Source organism: Nocardiopsis coralliicola, from assembly GCF_054779695.1.
In genome coordinates, this window is sequence record NZ_BAAGXT010000037.1 from 1 (window position 1) to 24,839 (window position 24,839).

Consider the following 24,839-nt stretch of genomic DNA (forward strand, 5'->3'; position numbering starts at 1 on the left):
GTCGCGGCCGCGCGGATCGCGCTCGCGCTCCCGGTCGCGGGGACCGCGCTCGCGCGGTTCGGGGGCGCGGCGCCGGCGCGGCTGCTCGTCATCCCAGAAACCGCCGTCGTCGCCTGCTTCTCCCCTGCGGCGCCCGACGCGTTCGTCCTGCGGCGGGCCGTCGGCCCGCCGCCTGCCGCCGCTGCCGCGCGGCTCCGGCGCGGGGCCGTCGGCCCTGCGGCGGCCTCCGCCGGCGTTACGTCGTCTCTCGGTACTCACGCGTCCTCGATTGCATCTCTACGGCCGATGGGCCTGACGACTCGGGTGGAAGGGGACCGTGCGGTCCCCCTGGGGGATACGTACCGGCCGGAACTCCCGGACCGCGCCGACAAGCGCACCGTCGCACCGGGGGGAGCGGCGGTTTCCTCGCTCATCTCATGTGACGCGCAACCCAGGGGCGGGGTTTTCCGCCCGGCCGGAAGACGTGGTCCTCGGCTTCCTCCTGTCGTGGACCTCTCTGGCGGGCCCTCATACGGGCGCAGCAGCGGGCGCCGTGCAAAGCACGCGTCACGCTAAGGCCACAGCATCGCATAGCACAACCCAGCGGGGAGGGTACCCCTGCGACGCTCCGCCGCCGATCACGGTCTGGACACCCTATGTTCGGCGGAGCCCAGCGTACGGGTCGGCGCGACACCCTCGACCGCCACGGTCCAGCAACACCGCGTGACCACGGAGGATGCCGCCGAAACCCGGCGCCGCGCTCCCGCGCGGCACGCACGGCGGCGATCCCGGGCGCAACACCCCTGGATGTTATCTGCGCAACAGTCGTGCGGGGCGCCGGGCAGCGGAGGGCCCGGCCGCATCGGAGCGGATCAGGCCCGTCACGTTCCGCGCACGGCAGCGGTGCGCGAGGCCGGCACCGCCGGTCGGGACGGCCGGGCGGCGTGTCGGTGTACCGCCCTGTCGCTGCAGGGATCTGTCGCCGTGTCGACACGGCTCTACAGGGACAGGGCGCCATGGCGTTGCAGGGCCGCGGGAAGGGTTCTGCAGGGGGATAGGGGCGGAGGGCCTCCGGCGCGCAGCGCCGCGCCGGGGACCGGAACTGCGGTCTCTACTGCCCCGGGAGTCCCCTGCCTCCCGTCTGCCGCAGCCGGCGGCTACTGGGCCGCGCCGGGCGCGGCACCGCCGCCCTGGCTGCCGCCTCCGGCGCCGTCCTGGTCCCCTCCGGCGCCGCCGCCACCCCCCGGGTCGCCGCCGCCGGTGTCCCCGCCGTCGCCGCCCTGGCCGGGGTCGGGATCGCCGCCGGTTCCGTCTTCGCCGCCGTTGCCGCCGTCGTCCTCGTCCGGCGATTCGCCGCCGCCGGGCTCCCCGGTCGGTGCGTCACTGCCGCCGTCCTCCGCGGGCTCGGACTCCTCCGGCTCGTCGGGCCGAGCCTCGCCGGTGCCGGGGAGAACGCCGCCGGGGGGCACATCGGGCTCCTGGCTGCCGCCGCCGCGCTCGGCCGAGCCGCCCCAGGCCGGCGCGGGGAACTCGCGCACCGGCTCGCCTTCCATGGCCCGCTCCATGAACTGCTTCCAGATGAGGGCCGAGGTGGTGCCGCCGTAGACGCTGCCCACTCCGGGCAGCTCCAGCGGCTGGCCGTCGGCCCGGCTGAGGCCGACCGCCACGGACAGCTGCGGGGTGTACCCGGCGAACCAGGCCGCGGTGGCACTGTCGGTGGTACCGGTCTTGCCGGCGGCGGGACGGCCGTCGGCCAGTGCCGCCGAAGAGCCGGTGCCGCCCTCCACCACCTGCTGCAGGGCGTAGGTGGTGTCGGCGGCGACCCCGGTGCTGACCGCACGGGTACCGGTATCCAGCGCCTCCGCGTCGACCGGGTCGATCGGGCCGTCGGGGCCGGACACCTCGGTGATCATGTGCCGGGGCATGTGCACGCCCTCGTTGGCGAAGGTCGCGAAGCCGGACGCCTGGTCCAGTTCGGTCACCTGGTAGGTGCCCAGCGCGATGTTGGGTCCCAGACCGGCCGTTTCGAACTGGCTCGCCGGGATGCCGGCCGCTTCGGCGGTGTCGCGCACCTTCTCCGGGCCGACGTCGACCGCCAGGTCCACGTAGGCGGTGTTGACCGAGTTCTCGGTGGCCTGGAGCAGCGACACCGGGCCGTAGCTGCGTCCCTCGTTGTTGCGGACCGGCGCGGAGAGTCCGGGGAAGGAGCGCGGCGAGCCGCCGTCGTAGACGGTGTTCAGGCTCCGCCCGTCGGCGAGGCCCGCGGCGAGCACGTAGGGCTTGAACGCCGAGCCGGCCTGCGCGCGCTGCACTAGGGAGTTGTCGGTGTCGGCGACCGGGTCGGTGCCGCCGTGGAACGCGCGGATCTCGCCGGTCTCCGGTTCAACGGCGGCCAGGCCCTGGACGGTCTCCGCGTCCACCTCGCCGAGGGTGTCGGCGAAGGCGTCCTCAGCGGCGTCCATCAGGTCGGAGTCGAGCGAGGTGTGGATCTCATAGCCGCCGGTCGCGATCTGCTGGTCGGTGAGGTCGTAGCGGTTGCCGAACTCGCGCACCACGGCGTCGCGGATGTAGCCCTCGCGCGGCGGGGTGTCGTCCTGCCCGCCGTTCCACGGCACCGCTTCCGGGAATTCCAGCTGGTCGGCCTCTTCCTGGGTGATCCCGTGCTCGGGGTCGCCCGCGCGGACCTTGACCGCGCCGCGCACCGTGTACTCCCAGCGGTCGCGGAGCGACTGCTCGGCGGCCGAGCCCGGCTCCGGGTCGGTGAAGGTGCTCGGCTGCTGGATGAGCGAGGCCAGGTAGGCGCCCTCGGCGGCGTCCAGCTCCTGCACGTCCTTGCCGAAGTACGCCTGCGCTGCGGCCTGGATGCCGTAGGCGTTGCGCCCGAAGTAGATGGTGTTCAGGTACTGGGTGATGATCTGGTCCGGCGTCGTCTCCTGGGCGACCCGCAGCGAGATGAAGATCTCCTTGATCTTGCGGACGTAGCTGCGCTCCTGGGAGAGGCCGTCGTAGTAGTTGCGCGCCATCTGCTGGGTGATGGTGGAGCCGCCGCCGGCTTCCCCTCCGGACAGGATCGCGCGCATCGTGCCGGAGACGGAGACGCCCGGGACGGCGTAGAAGTCGTGCTGCTCGGCACCGAGGACTCCGGCGATCACTCCGTCCGGGATGTCCTCGCGCTGCACCTTGGTGCGGTTGACCGCGCCGGTCGTCGCGGCGCGCGAGCCGTCCTCGTAGAAGATGCGCGACGCCGACACGTCCGCGTCGCTCTGCGGCTGGAGCCGGTCGGCGGACGGCGTCAGCGCGTAGGCGGCCAGGAAAGCCGCCACACCGGCGATCACCACTCCGGACAGGACCATCAGGATCCTGTGCAGCCAGCGGCGCCCGCGGCCCACTCCGCCGGCTCCGCCGGCGCCTCCACGGCGTCGCGGCGCTGCGGCGCCGCCCCCCACGGTGTCGTCCACGCACGTCCTCGCATCGCGGCCTCAGCAGGCCCGTCGGTTCCGGCAGCCGCGGGGGAATCGGCACTACCACTTCAGGAATCTATCCCGCATATCGATTGCATGTCGAAATCGTCTCGGGAATCCTACCTGGTCGCGGCGGTATGCCCGGTTACGTCACCTGACCGCCGGGGTCGGCATATCGGATGGATATAGTCGGTCGCGGGCCCGCCCGTCCCGGAGATCCGCGGCGCACGGCCCGTGCGGGACAAGCAGCTGCACGCGGGGCGGCACGAGCGCGACAGGGGGCGGCGATGGCGGGCAACGGTGCGCGGATGCTGGAAGCGGCCGTTCTCGCCCACCTGTCCGGCGCGCCCATGCACGGCTACGAGCTGCGCAAGCGCCTGGACCACGAACTGGGGGCGTTCCGCGCCTTCTCCTACGGGTCGCTCTACCCCTGCCTGAAGTCGCTGCTGCGGCGCGGCCTGATCACCCGCGAAGACGGTGCCGGAGCGGGCCGCCGCCCGTCGCGGATCGTCTACCGGGCCACTCCTGACGGGCGCGAAGCACTGCACACCCTGCTGTCCGACACGGAGCCGGCCGCGGAGGACGAGCACTGCTTCGGCGTTCACTTCTCCCTGTTCTCCCGCACGCGCCAGGACGTGCGGCTGCACATCCTGCGGGAACGGCGCCTGCGCCTGCAGCACCAGCTGGACCGGCTGCGCGCCCGGCTCTGCGACCCCGAAGTGGGCGCCGACCCCTACGCGTGCGAGCTGCACCGGCACCGCGCCGCGGCGCTGGAGGGAGAGGTCGCCTGGCTGGACGGCCTCATCGACCGCGAGCGGCGGTGCGCGCCGCCCGCCCCGGCAGGCGGTGAAAGCATCGGCGGAACCGCCCCGCCGCCCACCGGGCCGCGGTGACCTACCGCGGCGGCCAGCACCGGCATCTGAGTCAACGGATCATGAAGGAGTAAGGACCAATGGGTTCGGTACGCGTAGCCGTGGTCGGCGTCGGCAACTGTGCGGCGTCGCTCGTCCAGGGCGTGCACTACTACCGGGATGCCGACGAGGACGCCCGCGTCCCCGGCCTGATGCACGTCCGCTTCGGCCCCTACCACGTGCGCGACGTCGAGTTCGTCGCGGCGTTCGACGTCGACGCGAAGAAGGTGGGCCAGGACCTGGCCGACGCGATCACCGCGAGCGAGAACAACACGCTCTCGCTCTGCGACGTGCCGCCGACCGGGGTGACCGTACAGCGCGGCCCGACCTACGACGGCCTCGGCCGGTACTACCGGGAGACCATCGAGGAGTCCGCCGCCGATCCGGTCGACGTCGTCGCCGCGCTCAAGGCGGCGCAGGTGGACGTACTGGTCAGCTACCTGCCCGTCGGGTCCGAGGACGCCGACCGGTTCTACGCGCAGTGCGCGCTGGACGCCGGGGTCGCCTTCGTCAACGCCCTGCCCGTGTTCATCGCCTCCGACCCCGAGTGGGCGCAGAAGTTCACCGACGCCGGCGTCCCCATCGTCGGCGACGACATCAAGTCGCAGGTGGGCGCCACCATCACGCACCGCGTACTGGCGAAGCTGTTCGAGGACCGCGGCGTCGTTGTCGACCGCACCTACCAGCTCAACTTCGGCGGCAACATGGACTTCAAGAACATGCTCGAGCGCGAGCGCCTGGAGTCCAAGAAGGTCTCGAAGACGCAGTCGGTGACCTCGCAGATCCCGCACGAGCTCGACGCGGGGTCGGTGCACATCGGCCCCTCGGACCACGTGCCGTGGCTGGACGACCGCAAGTGGGCCTACGTCCGGCTGGAGGGCCGCGCGTTCGGCGACGCGCCGCTCAGCCTGGAATACAAGCTCGAGGTGTGGGACTCCCCGAACTCGGCCGGCATCATCATCGACGCGCTGCGCGCCGCAAAGATCGCCAAGGACCGCGGCATCGGCGGCCCGATCCTGTCGGCGTCCTCCTACTTCATGAAGTCCCCGCCGGAGCAGTACAGCGACAGCGCGGCCTATGACGCCGTCGAGGCGTTCATCAACGGAGACGGCTGACGCCCGGCGCGCTGAGCGCCCCCCGCTCCCTCCTCCGCCCCGGCCGCACCCCGCGCCCGGGGCGGGCGTGCCTCTGCCGGCGGCGGGGCGGAACGGAGCGGACCCGCCTGGGCGGTCCGCCTTCGGACGCTACGCTTTCCTGGTCCCCGCCCCTTCTGCGCCGCGCAGAGCGACCGAGGAGCTTTCCGTGTCCTATCCCCCGCACGGTCCACCGCCCCCGTACGGCCCGGGCCCCCAGGGCGGCCCCGCGGGGCCGCAGTACAGCGCCCCCGGTCCGGGCTGGCAGGGGCCGCCCCCGCCGCAGCAGCCGCCCTATCCCGGCCAGGCGCCACCGCCGGGCCGCCCCCCGAAGAAGAGCAGCGGCACCGGCCTGGCCATCGCGGCCGTCGTCGGCGCCGGGGTTCTGCTGATCGGCGGCATCGGTGCCGGCGCTTACCTGGTCCTGAGCAGTGCCGGCAGTCCGGAGGAGGCCTCCTCCGGCGGAGGCGGAAGCACGGGGGCGGAAGAGGGCTCCCCGGCGGCGGCCGGCTTCGACGGCGTGTGGGACGCGGAGATGGAGCAGTTCCACGCGAACGGCGATTCCGCCGGCACCTGGACCATGCACCTCACCATCGAGAACGGCGAGGTGGCCGAGGCCCGCGAGTCGGGCATGCCCAGCGGCGACGGCGAGTGCACGTGGGAGGTGGTGGAGAGCAGCACCGGCAGCGGCACGCTCACCTTCGCCTACATCGTGGAGAACGACAGCGACTGCGCGGACAACGGTGCGGTGAACCTCACCGGTTCCGGCGGATCGATCGACGCGGAGGTGACCAGCATCCTCCACGACGGCCAGATCGCCACTGCAGAGGGCGTTCTCGAACCGCGCTGAGGACACCGCCGCGTTCGCGGGACCTGCATCCCGGCTGCACGGGCCGCCTGCCGGTGCCGTGCACCCCGCCTCGGCGCCGTTCGGAGAGCACGGCTCCGGCGGCGCCCCACCCGCCGCACCAGCCGCGCCCGCCCCGGCAGACACGCCCTACGCTGACCCCGTGTCGTTCTTCGGTGATCTCCGAACCGTCCTGCAGGGCCCCCGCTTCCGCAGGCTGTTCACCACACGCGTGGTGTCGCAGTTCTCCGACGGCGTCTACCAGGCCGGGCTGGCCGGCTACGTGTTCTTCTCCCCCGAGCAGCAGACCACGGCCGGCGCGGTGGCGGCCGCGTTCGCCGTCCTGCTGCTGCCGTTCTCGGTGGTGGGGCCGTTCGCCGGCGTCCTGATCGACCGCTGGCACCGCCGCCAGGTGCTCCTCATCGCCGCGCTCGCCAAGGCGGGGCTCGCCGCGCTGACCGGCGTGCTCGCCGCCACCGGGGCAGACGGGCCGCTGTTCTTCGCGGCCGCGCTCCTGCTGCTCAGCGTGAACCGCTTCTACCTGGCGGCGCTGTCGGCGGCGCTGCCGCACGTGGTGCCGGCCGACCGGCTGATGATGGCCAATGCGGTCACGCCCACCTGCGGCACGATCGCGTCGTTCCTCGGCGCCGGCGCAGCGGCGGGGCTGCGCCTGATCGGCGGGGACGGCGCGCTCGGCACCGGCCTCGTCCTGGCCGGCGCGGGCGCGGGGTTCGCCGCCGCGGCCGCGGTCGCGCTGACGCTGGGCCGGGCCGAGCTGGGGCCGGCAGGCGGCGCCGCCCGGGTACGGCTGCGGTCGGCGGCGGCCGATGTGGCCACCGGGATGGCCGCGGGAGTGCGGCACGTCTGGTCGCGGCGGCCGGTCCGCGCCGGGCTGGCCACGATCGGCGCGCACCGGTTCCTCTTCGGCATCTCCACGCTGATGACGCTGCTGCTCTACAACAACACCTTCACCAGCGGCGGTGTGGCCGGGCTCGCCGGCTTCTCGGTGGCGCTCGCCGCGTCGGGCGCGGGCTTCTTCGCTGGCGCGGTGGCCACCCCGTGGGCGACGCAGCGCCTGGCGCCGGACGCCTGGATCGCGGTACTGCTGGCCGCCGGGGCCGGGTCGCTTCTGGTGTTCGGGCTGCCGTTCTCCCCCGCCCTGTTCCCGGTCGCGGCGTTTGCCCTGGGCACGGTGTCGCAGGGGGTCAAGGTCACCGTCGACACCCTGGTCCAGCGCAATGTGGACGACGCCTACCGGGGCCGCGTCTTCTCCGTCTACGACATGCTCTTCAACGCGTGCTTCGTGGCGGCCGCCGGGGTGTCGGCGGTGGCGGTGCCGCCCTCGGGCGTCGCCCCGTGGGTCGTCGGCGCCATGGCGGCGGCCTACCTGGCGCTGGCGGGCGGCTGGCTGCTGCGGGCGCGCGGCGGCCGCGGCGGACCGTACGGCCCACGGCCGGCTGCGGCGCCGCACACGCGATAGGACCGAGCGGTGCGCGCGGTCCCCGGCCGGCGCCGGCTCCCCTCACCCCCGCCGCGAGCGGTTTCCGCTCCGTCGGCAGAGTGCTTTGTCGACAAGGAGCCCTGTCTCTGCAGCGCCCTGTCGGCAGAGCAATCTGTCCGCAGGGCGCCGTACCGACATGTCGGCGCACCGCCCCGCCGCGCGCTCAGCCGTCGAGGATGCCCTGGCTCCTGGCCCACTCCAGCAGCGCCCGCTCGGCCTCGTCCGGATCCATCGGCCCGTTCTCCAGGCGCAGCTCCAGCAGGAACCGGTACGCCTTGCCGACGAGCGGGCCGGGCTTGATGCCGAGGGCCTGCTGGATGGCGTCGCCGTCGAGGTCGGGCCGGATCCGGTCCAGCTCCTCCTCCTCGGCGAGCCGCTCGATCCGCTGTTCGATGTCGTCGTAGGCGCGGCTGAGCGCGGCCGCCTTGCGGCGGTTGCGCGTCGTGCAGTCGGCGCGGGTGAGCACGTGCAGCCGCGGCAGCTGGTCTCCGGCGTCGCGTGCATAGCGGCGCACCGCGGAGTCGGTCCACTCCCCCTTGCCGTATCCGTGGAAGCGCAGGTGCAGCGCCACGAGGGTCTGCACCGACGCGATGACGTCCTTGGGGAAGCGCAGCGCGGAGAGCCGGTTCCGGCTCATCGACGCGCCGACCACCTCGTGGTGGTGGAAGGTGACCCGGCCGCCCGACTCGTAGGCCCGCGTCTTCGGCTTGCCGACGTCGTGCAGCAGGGCGGCCAGGCGCAGCACCAGGTCGGGCTGCATGCCGCGGGCCCTCTCCAGCTCGATCGCCTGGTCGAGCACTGTCAGGGAGTGCTCGTAGACGTCCTTGTGCCGGTGGTGTTCGTCGATCTCCATCTGCAGCCGGGGGATCTCCGGCAGGACGTAGGCCGCCACTCCGAGGTCGGTCATGAGTTCGATGCCGGTCCGCGGCTGGGGGCTCAGCAGCAGCTTGGACAGCTCGTCGCGGATGCGCTCGGCGGAGACGATGGAGAGCCGGTCGGCCATGCCCGCCGCGGCCTCGCGCACCTCCGGTGCCACCGCGAAGCCGAGCTGGGCGGCGAACCGCACGGCGCGCATGATGCGCAGCGGGTCGTCGCTGAAGGAGTCCTCCGGCCGGCCCGGCGTGCGGAGCCGCTGCGCGGCGAGGTCGGCGAGGCCGCCGAACGGGTCGGCGAAGGAGCGGTCCGGCAGCCGGACCGCCATCGCGTTCACGGTGAAATCGCGGCGCCGCAGGTCCTCGGTGAGCGAAGTGCCGTAGTCGACCTCGGGCTTGCGGGACTTCGGCGAATAGGACTCGCTGCGGTAGGTGGTGATCTCCAGCTGCGTGCCGCCCTTGCGCAGCCCGACGGTGCCGAAGTCGATGCCGACGGTCCACACGGCGTCGGCCCAGCCGTCCACGATGTCCAGCACCTGCTGGGGCACGGCGTCGGTGGTGAGGTCGATGTCGTGGACGTCGCGGCCCAGGAGCGCGTCCCGAACCGGGCCGCCGACGAGCGCCAGCTCGCGACCGGCCCCGGCAAACCTCTCGCCCAGCTCGGCAACAGAGGGGTCGAGCGAGGCGAACAGCGCGGCCACAGCGGCCCGCTGCTCCTCGGTCGGCTCCCCCGGGGGACGCGGGGTTTCTCCTGGAAGCGCAGTGTTCGGCACAGGTGTAGAGGGTAGGCGCAGCGGGCCTCCGGTGCGAATCGGCAGAGTCCCGCCCGCGCCGGGGCTCTCCTACTTCGGGACAGGCCCGCAGAGGGGGTATCGTCAGGTCCGATAGCGCACCTCGCACAGCGCCCCCGCGTGCTGACGCACAGCACGGATCCGGTTGCGGCGGGGTATGCGCCCTCCCCCGTCGGCCACCGTCCAACCCGACTGGAAACCAACTGGCGTGCGTCGAATTGCTCACCTGGGCGCGGTCGTGGCCACGACCGCCGTCCTGATCCCGGCACTGGCCGCTTTCTATCCTGCACAGGCGCCGGAAACCGCGCCGGCAGAGCCGGAGGCCGGGGACTCCCCCCTCATCCTCGACGCGATCACTCCGCGGGCCGTGGAATCGGGCGACACCCTGCGCATCACCGGGCAGGTCTCCAACACCGCAGACGAGCCGCTCGACGACCTCTCCGTGCGGCTGCGCTACAGCAGCGTCCCCTTCTACGAGCGGGGGCAGCTGACCGAGTTCGCCGAGGGCGAGGGCACCTCCGCCACCCCCTCGGTCGGCCCGGACACCGAGATCCCGGACGCGCTGGAGCCCGGTGACGCGTCGGCGTTCACGCTCACCGCGAAGGAGGCGTCCCTGGACCTGGACGGGTTCGGCGTCTTCCCGATGGCGGTGGAGCTGGTGGACGGCTCCGGCGACGCGGTCGCTTCGGTCCGCACCTTCCTGCCCTACGCGGGCGAGGACGCGCCGTCGAAGGTCGACATCGCCTGGGTGTGGCCGCTGATGGACTATCCGCGCCGCACCGACGACAACACCTACCTCAGCACCGACCTGGCCTCCAGCGTCGGGCCGCAGGGGCGGCTGGGGCGGCTGCTCGTGGCCGGCGCGCAGGATGACGCGGTCACCTTGCAGCCCGGCGACCTCGAGGAAGAGGAGCCCGAGCCGTCCCCGTCGCCGACGGCCAGCGATTCGCCGCGGTCGGGCACCGCGAGCGACACCACCGCGGCCGAGCGGACCGGCTCCGGCAGCACGCCGATCACCTGGGCGGTCGACCCGAGCGTCCTCTCCGACATCGAGCGCATGTCCGGCGGTGCCTTCCGGGTGCTCGACGACCCGGCGGCGGAGACCGGCGGCCAGGAGCCGCCCACCACCGCGCACGAAGCGTCCCCGGCGGCGCAGCTGTGGCTCCAGGAGGCGCGGTCCGCCGTCTCCGGCGGCAGCGTCATCGCCACCCCCTACGCCGACCCGGACATCCCGGCCATGCTCGACGCCGACCTGGAGGGCGACCTGAACACCGCCGTGCGGATCGGCGGCGATTCGGTGCAGCGCACCCTGGGCACCAAGGCCGACCCCGCGTACGCGCTGCCGCCGGGCGGGGTGGCCGACGGCCCCACCTACGAGTTCCTCGCCGAGCACGGCGCAGACCGGTTCCTGCTGAGCGAGGCCGCGATGCCGGCCCAGGACTGGGTCGACCACACGCCCTCGGCCGGAGCACCGCTCACCGTCGACGCCGCACCGGACGGCGAGGCCACCGGCCTGGTTGCCGACGCCGGCATCACCGAGGCCCTGGCGATGCCCAGCCGCGGGGCCGGCGAAGGCGCGCTCGCCCAGCAGCGGTTCATCGCGGAGACGGCCATGATCGGCGGTGAGGAGGGCGGCGACCGCACCGTCGTTGCGATGCCGCCCGCTACCTGGAATCCCGGCGCCGACTTCGCCTCCGGTGTGCTGGCGGCCACCGGCGAGCTCCCCTGGCTCGATGCGGTCGAGCTCGACGACGTGGAGGCGTCCGGCGACGCCGGCGCGGAGCGGTCCGGGCCGAGCAACACCGCCGCCAACGAGTCGCGGCTGGACAGCGACCACATGGCGGAGGTCGAGGAGGTGCGCGGCCGCGTCCGGCTGTTCAACAGCATCCTGGTCGAGGACATCGACCCGTTCCGCCCCGCCGTGCTGCGCGCCTCCTCGGCCGCCTGGCGCGAAGAGGAGGGCCGCGGGGCACTCGCCGTGGGCCTCATCCACAGTTCGGTGGAGACCAGCCTGGGCAAGGTGCGGATCATTCCCACCGACCCGGTGACGCTGGCCAGCAAGTCCGGCACGATCGGCGTCATCATCGCCAACGACCTGCAGGGCGAGCACGAGTCAGTGCGGGTGAAGCTCTCCATTTCCTCGGAGAACTCCGAGCGGATGAGCATCGAGGACTACACCGACGAGATGGAGATCGGCCCCGGCCGCAAGACCACGGTGTACGTGCCGCTCAACGCGCGGATCAACGGCCGCACGATGATCTACCAGAGCCTGCAGAACACCCAGGGCGAGCCGATCACCGCGGAGGAGACCATCACCCAGGTCAGCGCGACCGGGCTGGGCAACCAGGCGATGATCATCAGCGGTGTCGGCGCGCTCGTGCTCATCGCCGCCCTCGCCCCCCGCGCACTCCGCAAGTGGGGGCGGCGCCGGGACGGCGGCGGTGCCGAGACCGCGGCGGCGGCCGGCGGCGCCGAAGGCGGGGACCCCGGCGAGGAGGACGGCGCGGCGAAGGCCGGCGAGGACGGTTCATCCGCCGGATCCGAAGGAGCCGCGCACTCCGACGACAGCGCCGCTGCGGACGGGGAGAGCGCGCCCGCCGACCGGACCGCTGACGGCGCCGGCCCGCCGGAGGCAGCCGCTGAGCCCGCGTCTGCGTCCTCCGCGGCCACAGAGGACACTGCCGCCGCTGACGACGACGCCGCTGACGCTGACGGGCCTGCGGAGCCGGACCGCGGGTCGGACCCGGCCGCGGACGCCGGCTCCGGAGACGGCAGTGGAAGCAGCGGCACCGGCCGCGAGGAGAACGGCGGCTCCGGACCCGACCGGGACTAGGGCGCGTGTGGTGGACACCTGTCCTGCTGCGTGTCGCGCTGGCCCCGCTCCCCGCTGCGTTCTCCCCGGTCGAGAGGCGAGTAGGAGGAATCGGGCCCGCCCGGACACCGGTCGAGCCGAACACACCTCCGAAACCGCTCGCTGCGGACGCCAGCCACCGAACACGCCCTAGGCTGTGCTCGCCGGAGTCCGCCCGGCTCCGGCACAGGGCCCGCGTGCCGCCCGCGCGCCCGGCCCCGGCGGCCAGGTGCGGTGCCGTGCCAGAGCGCCCGGCGTGCCCGCCAGGGCGGGCATCCCGCCCCTCCAGCAGCGGCAGGGGCCGCTCGGCGGAGCCGCCGACCAGCGCGGCCCTGCCGAGCAGGCGGCACGAACAGCCCCGAGGATGAAGGGAACCCTCCTCCGTTGGCGACCGATCCCCACGCAAGCTCCCCCGGAGACCCCTCCGGCCACCGCGCTCCGGGCGCCCCTGCCGCGCCGTCGCCGCAGGGTCCGCCGGCCGGAGCCGCTGCTGCGCCGCCCGGTACCGGGCCCGCACCCGGTCCGGGTGCCGACTCCCCCGGCGCGCCGGAGGGCGGCGCCGCCGGAGACGGCGCAGGAGACGGCGGGTCGCAGCCGGCCGGCGGAGCGATGCGCTCCAGCGCCATCATGGCCATCGGCACGATGGCCTCCCGGATCACCGGTTTCATCCGCACCATCGTGCTGGCCGCCGCTCTGGGCACCCAGCTCCTCGGTGACGCCTACAACACCGCCAACACGATCCCGTTCATCATCAATGACCTGCTCATCCAGGGCCTGATGGCGAGCGTCATCATCCCGTTCCTGGTGAAGCGGCGGAAGAGCGACCCGGACGGCGGCAAGGCCACCGAGAACCGCCTGTTCACCGCGGCGGTGCTGCTGCTGTTCGCGGTGAGCGCGGCCGCGATCGCCGCTTCGCACTGGCTGCTCAGCCTGTACGCCGGCGGGTTCACCGAGACCCAGATGCAGGTCTCGGTCTACCTCGCCCGCTTCCTGCTGGCGCAGATCTTCTTCGTCGGCCTCAGCGGGCTGATCAGCGCAATGCTGAACACCCGCGACCGGTTCGGCGCCCCGGTCTGGGCGCCGGTGCTCAACAACCTGGTGATCATCGCGGTCGGCGCAGCGTTCATGCTGGTCGCCGGGCCCGGACGGGACCCGGGCGAGATCACCTCCGGCGAGCTGGCCCTGCTCGGCCTCGGCACCACCTGCGGGATGGTCGCGCAGACCATCGCGCTGATCGTCTCGCTGTGGCGGACCGGATTCCGCTGGCGGCCCCGGCTCGACCTGCGCGGCTCCGGCCTCGGCGAGGCGCTGCGCACCGCCGGCTGGATGTTCCTCTACACCTGCACGACGCAGGTCGGCTTCCTGGTCACCACCAACATCGCCAACCGCGCCGGCAGCACGAGCGTGGAGCAGGGCTACGGCGTCGGCGCCGGCCTCACCGCCTACAACTACGCCTACCAGCTCTTCCAGCTGCCCTACGCGATCATCGCGGTCTCCCTGATCACGGTGCTGCTGCCCCGGATGAGCGGGCACGCCCACGACGGGCTCTGGCACGAGGTTCGCGACGGCTTCTCCCGCACGCTGCGCGTCTCGGCGCTGTTCCTGGTGCCGCTCGCGCTCGCGATGGCGGTGTACTCGGTACAGCTGTCCGTGCTGGTGTTCGCGCGCGGCTCCACGTCGGTCGAGGACGCCCGCAACATCGGGATCGTGCTCGCCGTCATGTCCCTGGGGCTGGTGCCGTTCACCATCTTCCAGCTGATGCTGCGGGTCTTCTACGCGATGAGCGACACCCGCACCCCGGCGATGATCAGCATCGCCAATGTGGCGGTGCACAGCGTGCTCGCGATCGGCGCCTACCTGGTCCTGCCTCCGGACCGCGTCGTCGTCGGCGTCGCCGCCGGGTTCATGCTGTCGTTCGTCTCCGGCCTCGCCATCGCCGGGACCATCCTGAGCGCGCGGCTGGGCGGTCTGGACGGCCCGCGGATCCTGGGCACTCTGGTGCGCCTGCACCTGGCGTCGGTGCCCAGCGTCGCCGCCGCGATCGGCATCCTGTGGTGGTTCACCCAGCAGTTCGGGCAGGGCCTGGCCACCAACCTCGGCGCACCGCTCACCGGCAGCGTGGTGGGCGTGGTGCTGTTCCTGGGCATGGCACGGCTGCTCCGCGTGCCCGAGCTGCAGGGCGCCATCGACCTGGTTCGGGCCCGCGCAAAGCGCTGACCCGGCCGCAGCCCGGCACGCTCCGGCCCCCGTCCGGCACGGCCGGCCGGTGACCGACATCGGCCGCGCCGGACCGCCGATGTCCGGCCCGCCCGCCCGCGGGCGTATCCTCGTCCCCTCGCCCCCAAACGTCCCGTTCGGCACCGTTCGAACCGGCGGGCGCCCCCGCGCACTCCCGGCGGCGCCGCAGCGGCCCTGCCCGGCTGCGGCGCGCCTCACCCCGACCCCGATCACGATTGCTCTCCCGTGCCTGACGACCAGAACCGCAGCGAGGACGGGCCGCAGCGCACCCGGGTGCTGCTGCCCGAGGAGGTCCTCGACTCGATCGAGCGCTCCGAACCGGGCTCGGCTCCGGAGTCCGGCCTCACCACGCAGCGCGACCCGAGCGACATCGGCGACCTCGGCACCGCAGACCGGGCCGGGGAAGAGGGCAACGAGATCGGCGGCGCCGCGCACAGCGCCCCGAACCTGGCCAAGTCGAGCGCCATCATGGCCCTCGGAACGGTGTTCTCCCGGCTCACCGGTTTCGGCCGCACCCTGGTGCTGGCCGCGGCGCTCGGCACCCAGCTGCTCGGGGACGCCTACCAGACCGCGAACATGGTGCCGTTCGCCGTCTACGACCTGCTCATCGGCGGCCTGCTGGCGAGCGTGTTCGTCCCGTTCCTGGTGAAGCGGCGCGCGGCCGACTCCGACGGGGGCAACGCCACCGAGCAGCGCCTGTTCACCGCGATGCTGCTCGCCCTCTTTGCCATCACGCTGCTCGGGATCCTCGCCGCCGAATGGCTGATCCGCATCTACGCCGGCGAGTTCACCAGCGCGCAGCACGACGTCGCGGTCCAGCTGGCCCGCTTCCTGCTCGCGCAGATCTTCTTCATCGGCGCGAGCGGTATCGCCAGCTCGATGCTGAACGCGCGGAACCGGTTCGCCGCCCCCATGTGGACGCCGGTCCTGCAGAACCTCGTCATCATGGGCGTCGGCCTGCTCTTCCTGAGCATCGCGGGGCCGGGCAGCACGCCGGAGACCATCACCGAGGGCGAGATCGCGCTGCTCGGCGCCGGAACGACCTTCGGCCAGCTGCTGCAGACCGCCATCCTCGGCTGGTCACTGTGGCGGGCCGGGTTCCGCTGGCGCCCCCGGCTCGACCTGCGCGGGGTCGGCCTCAGCGAGCCGCTGCGCGCGGCCGGCTGGATGATGCTCTACATCGGCATCGTCCAATTCGGCCTGCTGGTCACCACCAACGTCGCCACCCGGGCGGGCGTGCGCGCCGCCGAGGCCGGCGAGTCGATGGCCGGTGCCGGGATCACCGCCTACCAGTACGCCTCGCTGATCTACCAGCTGCCCTACGCGATCATCGCCGTCTCGGTGATCACCGCGCTGCTGCCGCGGATGAGCGGGCACGTCGCCGAGGGCCGCAAGGACCTGGTCCGCAGCGACTTCTCCCGCGGCTTCCGGCTCTCCTCGGTGCTGCTGGTGCCGATCTCGGTCGCGATGGTGGTCTACGCGGTGCCGTTCTGCGTGCTGCTCTACGCGCGCGGCGCCACCCGGGTCGAGGACGCCCAGAGCATCGGCCTGATCCTGATGGCGTTCTCCGTCATGCTCATCCCGTTCACGCTGTTCCAGCTGCAGCAGCGGGTGTTCTACGCGCTCGGCGACACCCGCACGCCGTCGCTCATCGCCATCCCTGCGGAGCTCACGCACGCGGTGCTGGCGGTCGCCCTGCTCTTCTTCGCGCCGCCGCACCTCGTCGTGGTGCTGCTGCCGATCGCCTACGGCATGTACTACATCGTCGGCTCGGTCATCGCCTGGCGGATGCTGTCGCGTACGCTCAACGGGTTGGACGGGCGGCGCACCCTGCGCACTCTGGGCCTGCTGTACGCGGCCACCATCCCCAGTGCCGTGTTCGCGGTTGCGATGGTGCTCGCGTTCGGCGTCCTCCCCGGCAGCTACCTGCCGCCGCTCCTGTCGATCGTGATCGGCGGCCTGGTCGGCGCATTCCTGTTCATCGCCACCGCACAGCGGCTCGGGGTGACCGAAGTCACAACATTCTTCGGTATGGTACGGAGCCGCCTGCTGCGCCGCTGATCATCCCGACCCCGCACCGGCAGGCACCCGCAGGAAGGAGGGCGAAGTGCAGCGAGTGGTGTGCACCTGTCCTCCGGAGGCACCGTCCGGGCGTCCTAGCATGGAACAGCAGTTCTCCCCCGCCACACCCATGTCCGCCGAGCTGCCCGAAGGGAGGTCAGGGACAGCCGACTTGGCCGGCCCCAGCGCGGATCCACCGCTACTGGCCCCCCGGTCGTCGCGTCCGTCACTCCCGGCATGAGCACTTCCATGATCGAGCCGGGCGCGCGGCTCGCAGGCCGCTACCGCCTTGACGAACTGGTGAGCGAATCCGAAGGCGCGTCCTTCTGGAAGGCCACCGATGAGACCCTCGCCCGCCTCGTCGGCGTGCGTACCTTCGCCGACGGCTTCCCCCGGACGGCGGAGGCCGTCCGCGCCGCGCGCGCAACGAGCCGCATCGCCGACTCCCGTGTCACCCAGGTCTTCGACGCCGACGACTCCGGCCCCACCCCCTACGTCGTGGAGGAATGGGTCGTCGGCCAATCGCTGACCGACCTCCTGAAGAAGCAGGGCCCGCTGGACCCGGAGCGGGCCGCCGGGCTCATCGCCGAAGCGGCGGAGACCTTGGCCACGGCCAACGGGACGGGCCTCTACCACCTCAATCTCACGCCGGACAAGCTCATCTGGAGCGTCGGCGGCGCGGTCAAGCTCACCGGTATCGGCGTCGACGCCGCGCTGCACGGCATCGCTGCCGACGACGCCACCGTCGCTGACGCCCGCGGTCTGGGCCGCCTGCTGTACGCGGGGCTCACCGCGCGCTGGCCCGGCCCGCCGGGTGTCGACCTTCCGGCGGCTCCGGCCGGCCCGGAGGGTGCACCGCTGCGGCCGTCCCAGGTCCGGCCCGGCGTTCCGGCCCGCTTCGACGAGCTCGCCCTGCGCGCCGCGTTCCAGGCTCCCCTCGGCCCTGGTCCGGCGCCGAGCGCGCAGCACGTCGCCGAGGCGCTCGCGGATGTTCCGCGCCTCGTGCCCATCCCGGTCTCGCCGGCGCACGCCCCCGCGGCGCCGCCGCCCGAGCGCGGCACGTCCCGCAACTCCGGCCAGTTCCCCGCCTCGGCGGCGGGCACCGAGGCGGGCGGCCGCACGGGCCGCCGCCAGGCAGCAGCCGCTGCCCGGGCCGACCGGACGCGCACGCTGCGCAAGGCCGGCATGGGCGCCGCCGCGGTCGCGGTCTTCATCGCCGTCGTGGTGGGCGCATGGAACATCGGCTCCAGCCTCAACACCCCCGCCACCGAAGGCACCGAGACCGGCAGCGGCCAGGAGGGTACCGAGCAGGAGGCCGCCACCGAGCAGCTCGTGCCGGACGGCGTCACCGACTTCGACCCCCAGGGCGACGGCAACGGCGAGCACGGCGACAAGGCTTCGCTCGCCATGGACGGCGACCCGTCCACCGCGTGGAAGACGTCGACCTACCAGGGCCCGCAGTTCGGCAAGCTGAAGCCGGGCGTCGGCCTCGTCTTCGACATGGGCGGCTCGGTGGAGCTGCACGAGGCCGACCTGGTGCTCGGCGAGGGCAGCGGCGGCCACAGCGTCGAGGTCCGGGTGGGCGACAATGCCAGCCTCGACGCCATGCCCGTCGCCGGCGCGGCGGAGAGCGCGACCGGCGAGACCACCGTCGAACTCGAGGACCCGGCCAAGGGCCGCTACGTCCTCGTATGGTTCACTGATCTCCCTGCCAGCGGGGGCGGCTACCAGGGGAGCATCAACGAGGTAACACTGCACGGAACGACGTGACGAGGCTGATGGACGCGGTCCAGGAGCTCCCCGACAAGGAGTTGTTGTCGAGACACGCTGGCGGTGACGACCGGGCCTTCGATGAACTGGTCCGGCGGCACCGCGAGCGTATGTGGGCTGTTGCGGTCCGCGTCCTCGGCGATCCAGAGGAAGCCTCCGACGCCCTGCAGGACGCTTTCCTGTCCGCGTTCCGCGCCGCATCCCGGTTCCGCGGCGAGGCGCGCGTCAGCACCTGGCTGCACCGGATCGTCGTGAACGCCTGCCACGACCGCATGCGGCGGCGCATGGTCCGGCCCGCGGTGCCCACCGATGACGCCACCCTCGACGTGCTGTCGAATGAGCGCGCCAAGGCCGCTGCCACCCCCGACCCCAGCGGGCGCTCGGATTCCGCCCTCGACGTCCACGCCGCGCTCGACCGCATCCCCACCGAGCAGCGCATGGCGCTCGTTCTCGTCGACATGCTCGGCTACCGCGTCGACGAGGCAGCCGCCATCCTCGACATCGCCCCCGGCACAGTGAAGAGCCGCTGTGCCCGCGGGCGCGCGAGACTCCTGCCATATCTCGTTCATCTCCGGAACCCTGAAGGGCCCAGAGACGTCACAACTCCGAGAGGGGGTGGCGAGAGATCGTGACGTCTCATGTCGACACGGAGGTACTCGCGCTGGCGGCCGAAGGGCTGCTGGAGGGCGACGAAGCGACCTTCGTCCAGGCCCACGTGGCCGATTGCGCCCACTGCGCCGAGCAGCAGGCAGCGCTCGGCGAGGTCACCGGCATCCTCGGCGCTGCACCGGCACCCGAGCTGCCTGACTCCGTCGCCGAGCAACTGAGCGCCGCAGTGCTTGCCGAAGTAGCCGCACGCCGCGGCGACGCCGCCTCCCCTCCCGGAGCCCCGGCCACCGGCACTGGGCAGTCCGCCGCTACCGCGGAGTCGGACCCGCCCGCTCCGGGCAGCGAATCCGTCGAAGCGCCCGAGGGCAACCCCAATGACACGGCCGACCAGCTGCGCCGGGCCCGGGCCCAAGCGCGCGCGGCCGACCCGGACGGCGCCGCAGGCGCCGAGGTCACCCCGCTGCGACCGCGCCGTACCGCGCGGTGGCTCCCCTACCTCGCCGCCGCTGCCGCAGCCGTCTTCGTGATCGGCGGCGGCGCCGCGCTTTTCCAGGGCGTGCTGAGCGGGCAGCAGGACAGCGCAGGGACCGCCGAAGCGCCCGGGGAGGGCGACGAGCCCGCGGCAATCATGCCCTACCAGCCGCTGCTCACGGAGAGCGGCACCCCCTATACCGAGAGCGGCCTGCAGCGGCAGGCATCCGAGGTACTCCGCGCTGCCGGTCCGTCCCTGCCGTCTCCCGACAGCGGCAAGGGCGCCGAGGAAGGCGCTGAGCTGCCCCAGGGCGACTCGGAGAACATCACCCTTACCGAGCCCGACGAGGCGCCTGCAGCGCTGTCCTCGTGCATTGAGGGGCTCCCTGCGGCCGATGACGTCCGTCCGGACCTCGTCGACATCGCCACCTACGCGCCCGCGGACGGCGATTCCGTGGCTGCCTGGGTGCTCTTCTCCCCGACCGGGCCCTCGGCGGACGACCGTTCCAGCTACCAGGTCACCGTGATCGACGCCAGCTGCTCCGGTCCCGACGCCGACGCCTCCGTCCTCGCGGAGACCGCCGTCCAGGCGCCCTGACGCCCCGGCCCTGCACCGGCATCCCGGATCGGCCCCCGGCCTTCCCGTTCCGCGCCTTTCGGGCGCGCCGGGGCGAACCGCCGCAACCTGGCGCAGCCGTCCCCTCCGATGTCGCACCCGCCGGTGCGGGACGCCGCGGCAGCCGGGCGCCGGCCGGGGCTCCCCGCGGCATCGCACGCTTCCGGGCGGTCCGACCTGGGCGCGCGGCGCAGCCCGAGATCCGTCCCACCCAGCCTGCGGTCCGCGGCGGGAATGGCCCGCAACTACCATCTGTTGGTAGTGAACGACCTGGCGGAGGGTCAAGGACCCCCCGATCACAACGCCGAGTGAAGGGCCGACGAGCGTGAGCGACGTCCGCAACGTAATCATCATCGGATCCGGTCCCGCGGGCTACACCGCGGCCGTGTATGCCGCGCGCGCTGACCTCGCCCCCCTGGTGTTCGAGGGGGCCATCACCGCCGGCGGCGCGCTGATGAACACCACCGAGGTCGACAACTTCCCCGGCTTCCCCGACGGCGTTATGGGCCCCGAGCTCATGGACAACATGCGGAAGCAGGCCGAGCGCTTCGGCGCCGAACTGGTGGCCGACGACGTGACCGAGGTCGACCTCGCCGCCGACCCGAAGATCGTCAAGGTGGGCGAAGAGGTCCACCGCGCCAAGTCCGTCATCATCGCTACCGGCTCCGGCTACCGCGAACTCGGCGTTCCCGGCGAGAAGGAGTACTCCGGCCGCGGCACCTCGTGGTGCGCTACCTGCGACGGGTTCTTCTTCCGCGACCAGGACATCGTGGTGGTCGGCGGCGGCGACACCGCGATGGAGGAGGCCACCTTCCTCACCCGGTTCGCGAAGTCGGTGACCATCGTGCACCGCCGCGACGAGCTCCGCGCCAGCAAGATCATGCAGCAGCGCGCCTTCGACAGCGAGAAGATCCGGTTCGTGTGGGACTCCGAGGTCACCGAGGTCTTCGGCGACTCCAAGGTGACCGGAGTGGGCCTGCGCAATCGGCTCACCGGTGAGGAGAGCCGACTCGACGTGACCGGTGTGTTCGTGGCGATCGGCCACGACCCGCGCGTGGAGCTCTTCACCGACCAGCTCGACCTGGACGGCGAGGGCTACCTCACCGTGGAGCACCCCACCACGAAGACGAAGATTCCCGGCGTCTTCGCCTGCGGCGACGTGGTGGACCACGTCTACCGCCAGGCGATCACGGCCGCCGGCACCGGCAGTTCGGCCGCGCTGGACGCCGAGCGCTACCTGGAGAGCCTGAACGACTGAGGCGGCGCGGAGGGGCTCCGCCGCCGCTGTGCACGACCGAAGCCGGGCCGACCAGCCCGCAGCATCGCACCCATCCCGAGGAGTGAACCCCGTGGCCAACCTCAAGCAGGTCACCGACGCGACCTTCGAGGCCGACGTCCTCAAGAACGACAAGCCGGTCCTGGTGGACTTCTGGGCCGAGTGGTGCGCCCCGTGCCGCCAGGTCGCTCCGATCCTGGAGGAGATCGCGGCCGAGTACAGCGAGAAGATCGAGATCGTCAAGCTCAACATCGACCAGCAGCCGAACACCACGCGGGACTACGGGATCATGCAGATTCCGACGATGAATGTCTTCAAGGACGGCGAGGTCGTGAAGCAGATCATGGGCGCCAAGCCCAAGCGTGCCCTGCTCAAGGACCTCGGCGAGTTCCTGTAAGGAGCGCTCCGGGAGAGCGCCGCGGGGAGGTGGGCTCCCGACAGGCGCGGCGCCGCCCTGAGTTCCTCCGCAGAGGGGCCCGGCCGATCGGCCGGGCCCCTCTGCCGTGTCCCGGGCTCCGCGCCCGGACAGCGGCGCCACCCCCGCCGGTGGGTGGCGACCGTGCGTCCCGCCTTCCCCGGACAGCCGCGCCGGACCCCGACCTCGGCAAGGCGCAACGGCGGGCACGATTGCCTGGTGTGCGCACGCAGGCTTCGACCCTCCGGCACGAGCGCTCCGTTTCACGTGAAACCGACGCGGAGCAGCGACCATTCGCAGCGCGATGTTTCACGTGGAACACGGCACCGGAGCGGCGCTTCCCAGGGCGGCGCGAGTCTGCCGGGTGGCGTTGCTCGCGAGCCGCGGCGGAGTGCGTTTCCGCGCGGCGGCAAGCGAGATGTGCCTCTGCGCATCAGGACGACGCACAGCCAGGGGCAGCACTCCCCCGGGCACGCCCTCCGGGCGCCTCCGCGCCCTACGGCGCCGCTCACGCCCCGCGGAGGCGAGGGCTTCCAGGCATGTACACCGAGCCGCTCCGCGGTCCGCAGCGGCGATCAGGGGGACGTCTCACAGAGGTTCTGCCGCAGGACGGGCATGCCGGATCAGACGTCCCGGGCGGCGCAGCGCCGTCCCCGGCGCGCGGTTCGCTCACCCTTCACGCACCGGCGCGAAGCGTGTGCGCCGCCGGGGAGACAGGTGGACGAGCGGCGGAAGCCGGGCGCGGAGCGGGATTCGGCTTGCCGCGCGGACCATAGCCGGGGGTGCTTCAGCGTCCAATCGCTTCCGCGCTATGTCGACACGTCGCGGTGTCGGCGTACCGACACCGCGACGTGTGGACATCGCTGCGCGGCAGCGAGGACTTGTCAGACTCGGTCGGGTGCCATCGCCGCGATGATGCGCTGCAGGTCCTCCTGGGTGGCGAACTCGACCACGATCTTGCCCTTGTTCCGGCCCATGTTGACCTTGACGCGGGTGTCCAGACGGTCGGAGAGCCGCGTCGCCAGCTCTTCGATCTCGGGGTCGGCCTGCTTCGCAGCGCGCTTGCGCGGGGCCGGAGCCTCGTCGCCCATCTCGCCGAGGGTGATGATCTCCTCGAGCGCCCGAACGGAGAGGCCCTCTTCGACGATCCGCCGGGCCAGCCGGTCCTGCGCGGCCGAGTCCTCCACCGACAGCAGGGCCCGCGCATGCCCCGCGCTGATCACCGACGCGGCGACGCGGCGCTGGACGGCCGGCGACAGGTTCAGCAGCCGGAGCGTGTTGGTGATGTGCGGGCGCGAGCGCCCGATGCGCTGCGCGAGCTCCTCGTGCGTGGCGCCGAAGTCGTCGAGGAGCTGCTGATAGGCCGCCGCCTCTTCGAGCGGGTTGAGCTGCTGCCGGTGCAGGTTCTCCAGGAGGGCGTCGCGCAGGAGCTCGTCATCCCCGGTCTCCCGCACGATCGCCGGGATCCGGCTGAGGCCGACCTCCTTGCTCGCCCGCCACCGCCGCTCGCCCATGATGAGCTCGTAGCGCTCGGGTCCCAGCTTGCGCACGACGATCGGCTGGAGGAGACCGACCTCGGCGATCGAGGCCCGGAGCTCTTCCAGCGCCTCATCGTCGAAGTGCTGCCGCGGCTGGCGCGGGTTCGGGGTGACCGAACCGACCGCGATCTCCTCCAGATACGCGCCGTCCACTGCTTCCGGTGCGGCTGAACCACCGCCCCCCGCTTGACTGCCGCCCACCTGGGTGGCACCCGAGCCCGGATCGGCCTCCGTAGCCACCGGTCCCTGGGGGATAAGGGCTCCAAGGCCCTTCCCCAGGCCGCGCCGCTGCTGACTCACCGGCGTCTCCTTCCTGTCCCGATGAGGAGCCGCCCCGTGGGTGGGACCGCCCCGTGCGAGGGCCCGCCCGACCCGGGCGGCCCGGTTATCCGACTGCGGCGCCCGTCTCGGCCTGGTAGGCCATCTCCCGTGCCGCCTCCATGTAGGCGACGGCGCCGGTCGACCCGGGGTCATAGGTCATGACGGACTGCCCATAGCTCGGCGCCTCCGACACACGCACGCTGCGCGGCACCAGTGTCTTCAGGACGAGGTCCCCGAAGTGCTGCCGGACCTCGTCGGCAACTTGGGAGGCGAGCCGCGTGCGACCGTCGTACATGGTCAGCAGGATCGTTGAGATGGCGAGCGACGGATTCAGGTGCGATTTCACCAGATCCACGTTGCGCAGCAGCTGCCCGAGCCCCTCCAGAGCGTAATACTCGCACTGGATCGGGATCAGGACCTCATCGCAGGCGACCATCGCGTTCACGGTCAGCAACCCGAGCGACGGCGGGCAGTCAATGAAGATGTAGTCGAGTTCGCCGCTGTCGTAGGCCGCAAAGGCCCTCTTCAGCCGCGATTCCCGCGCCACCAGCGAGACCAGCTCGATCTCGGCCCCGGCCAGATCGATCGTCGCCGGTACGCACCAGAGGCCCTCGATGTCCGGGACGGGCTGAGCCAGATCCTTCAGCGGCGCGTCTTCCACAAGGCAGTGGTAGATCGACCCGGAATTCCCGCTTCGCTCGGCCCCGAGCGCGGTAGACGCGTTCCCCTGCGGGTCGAGGTCGACCACGAGGACGCGGTTGCCGTGCATCGCGAGCGAGGCGGCGATGTTCACCGTCGTCGTGGTCTTGCCGACGCCGCCCTTCTGATTGGCGACGCTGATGATCCGGCACTCTCCCGGACGCGGCCAGCGGTCCTCGCGGTAGCCGCGTACCGACATCGCCGCGCGGGCCGCGCGGGCAATGGGCGTGTCCGGGACTCCGTCGTCGCCTTCGCGGCCACTGTCCACAGTGCCGCGGACTCCGCCGGCATAGTCGGGAACGGCTTGGTGCGAATCCGGGGCTGCCGCACCTGCCATCGCGTTCTGGGCAAAACTGCCCGCCGTGCTGCCCGCCGCTGTTTCACGTGAAACCGCCCCGTGGGACACGGCGCCCGGCGCCTGTGTCAGCGGAGCCTGGGCGCTAGGATTCTGCGCCTCCGGACTCGGTCCACCCGGGGCT

At 72.6% G+C, this 24,839-nt stretch carries 16 protein-coding genes and 1 pseudogene; 12 read left to right on the top strand and 5 right to left on the bottom strand.

From position 1 onward, the window contains the following. Positions 1-258, bottom strand: a pseudogene (locus ACYVGT_RS21100) (transglycosylase domain-containing protein); the annotation flags it as partial. 878 nt (positions 259-1,136) lie between these two features. Continuing rightward, a complete protein-coding gene (locus tag ACYVGT_RS21105) occupies positions 1,137-3,332 on the bottom strand; it encodes a transglycosylase domain-containing protein (RefSeq protein ID WP_460861195.1) in 2,196 nt (731 codons plus the stop codon). Positions 3,333-3,727: 395 nt separating this feature from the next. Between ACYVGT_RS21105 and ACYVGT_RS21110 the strand changes: the two genes are divergently transcribed. The 4 genes from ACYVGT_RS21110 (at position 3,728) to ACYVGT_RS21125 (ending at position 7,811) form a co-directional block, all read left to right on the top strand. Then, entirely contained in the window at positions 3,728-4,333 is a 606-nt protein-coding gene (locus ACYVGT_RS21110) for a PadR family transcriptional regulator (RefSeq protein ID WP_460861198.1), read from the top strand. Positions 4,334-4,392: 59 nt separating this feature from the next. Beyond that, positions 4,393-5,466: an inositol-3-phosphate synthase gene (locus tag ACYVGT_RS21115; RefSeq protein ID WP_460861200.1), complete on the top strand. Its 1,074-nt coding sequence runs from the start codon at positions 4,393-4,395 to the stop codon at positions 5,464-5,466. A 187-nt stretch (positions 5,467-5,653) separates the two neighbouring features. Further along, positions 5,654-6,334, top strand: coding sequence for a hypothetical protein (locus ACYVGT_RS21120; protein WP_460861202.1), 681 nt, complete (start codon positions 5,654-5,656; stop codon positions 6,332-6,334). Between the two features lie 160 nt (positions 6,335-6,494). Next, positions 6,495-7,811 carry an MFS transporter gene (locus ACYVGT_RS21125; RefSeq protein WP_460861204.1) on the top strand — a complete coding sequence of 439 codons (1,317 nt, stop codon included), beginning with the start codon at positions 6,495-6,497 and terminating at the stop codon, positions 7,809-7,811. Between the two features lie 184 nt (positions 7,812-7,995). Here the strand turns inward: ACYVGT_RS21125 and ACYVGT_RS21130 are convergent, their stop codons facing one another. Continuing rightward, the gene (locus ACYVGT_RS21130) at positions 7,996-9,477 is read right to left on the bottom strand and encodes a CCA tRNA nucleotidyltransferase (protein ID WP_460861206.1); all 1,482 of its coding nucleotides are present in this window, start codon (positions 9,475-9,477) and stop codon (positions 7,996-7,998) included. A gap of 226 nt (positions 9,478-9,703) precedes the next feature. Between ACYVGT_RS21130 and ACYVGT_RS21135 the strand changes: the two genes are divergently transcribed. From ACYVGT_RS21135 to trxA, 8 genes are all read left to right on the top strand, one after another. Then, on the top strand, positions 9,704-12,328 hold the full coding sequence (locus tag ACYVGT_RS21135; protein ID WP_460861208.1) for a DUF6049 family protein: 2,625 nt from the start codon (positions 9,704-9,706) through the stop codon (positions 12,326-12,328). Between the two features lie 627 nt (positions 12,329-12,955). Further along, positions 12,956-14,563 (top strand): murein biosynthesis integral membrane protein MurJ, encoded by a 1,608-nt coding sequence (gene murJ, locus ACYVGT_RS21140; protein WP_460861210.1) that lies wholly within the window; start codon positions 12,956-12,958, stop codon positions 14,561-14,563. 246 nt (positions 14,564-14,809) lie between these two features. Beyond that, complete coding sequence (murJ, locus tag ACYVGT_RS21145) at positions 14,810-16,645, top strand: murein biosynthesis integral membrane protein MurJ (protein WP_460861212.1); 1,836 nt, start codon at positions 14,810-14,812, stop codon at positions 16,643-16,645. A gap of 237 nt (positions 16,646-16,882) precedes the next feature. Further along, positions 16,883-18,415 (top strand): protein kinase family protein, encoded by a 1,533-nt coding sequence (locus ACYVGT_RS21150; RefSeq protein ID WP_460861214.1) that lies wholly within the window; start codon positions 16,883-16,885, stop codon positions 18,413-18,415. Positions 18,416-18,423: 8 nt separating this feature from the next. After that, positions 18,424-19,047, top strand: a complete 624-nt coding sequence (gene sigM / locus ACYVGT_RS21155; protein WP_460861290.1) for an RNA polymerase sigma factor SigM — start codon at positions 18,424-18,426, stop codon at positions 19,045-19,047. After that, positions 19,044-20,093, top strand: coding sequence for an anti-sigma factor family protein (locus tag ACYVGT_RS21160; protein WP_460861217.1), 1,050 nt, complete (start codon positions 19,044-19,046; stop codon positions 20,091-20,093). The genes sigM and ACYVGT_RS21160 overlap by 4 nt, the downstream gene beginning before the upstream one ends. A 343-nt stretch (positions 20,094-20,436) precedes the next feature. Beyond that, positions 20,437-21,369, top strand: a complete 933-nt coding sequence (gene trxB / locus ACYVGT_RS21165) for a thioredoxin-disulfide reductase (RefSeq protein WP_460861219.1) — start codon at positions 20,437-20,439, stop codon at positions 21,367-21,369. Positions 21,370-21,460: 91 nt separating this feature from the next. Continuing rightward, positions 21,461-21,784, top strand: coding sequence for a thioredoxin (trxA, locus tag ACYVGT_RS21170; protein ID WP_460861223.1), 324 nt, complete (start codon positions 21,461-21,463; stop codon positions 21,782-21,784). Positions 21,785-22,686: 902 nt separating this feature from the next. Here the strand turns inward: trxA and ACYVGT_RS21175 are convergent. Together ACYVGT_RS21175 and ACYVGT_RS21180 are read right to left on the bottom strand one after the other, a co-directional pair. Continuing rightward, a complete protein-coding gene (locus ACYVGT_RS21175; protein ID WP_460861225.1) occupies positions 22,687-23,640 on the bottom strand; it encodes a ParB/RepB/Spo0J family partition protein in 954 nt (317 codons plus the stop codon). An 85-nt stretch (positions 23,641-23,725) separates the two neighbouring features. Continuing rightward, the gene (locus tag ACYVGT_RS21180) at positions 23,726-24,697 is read right to left on the bottom strand and encodes a ParA family protein (RefSeq protein WP_460861292.1); all 972 of its coding nucleotides are present in this window, start codon (positions 24,695-24,697) and stop codon (positions 23,726-23,728) included. Between the last annotated feature and the right edge of the window lie 142 nt (positions 24,698-24,839).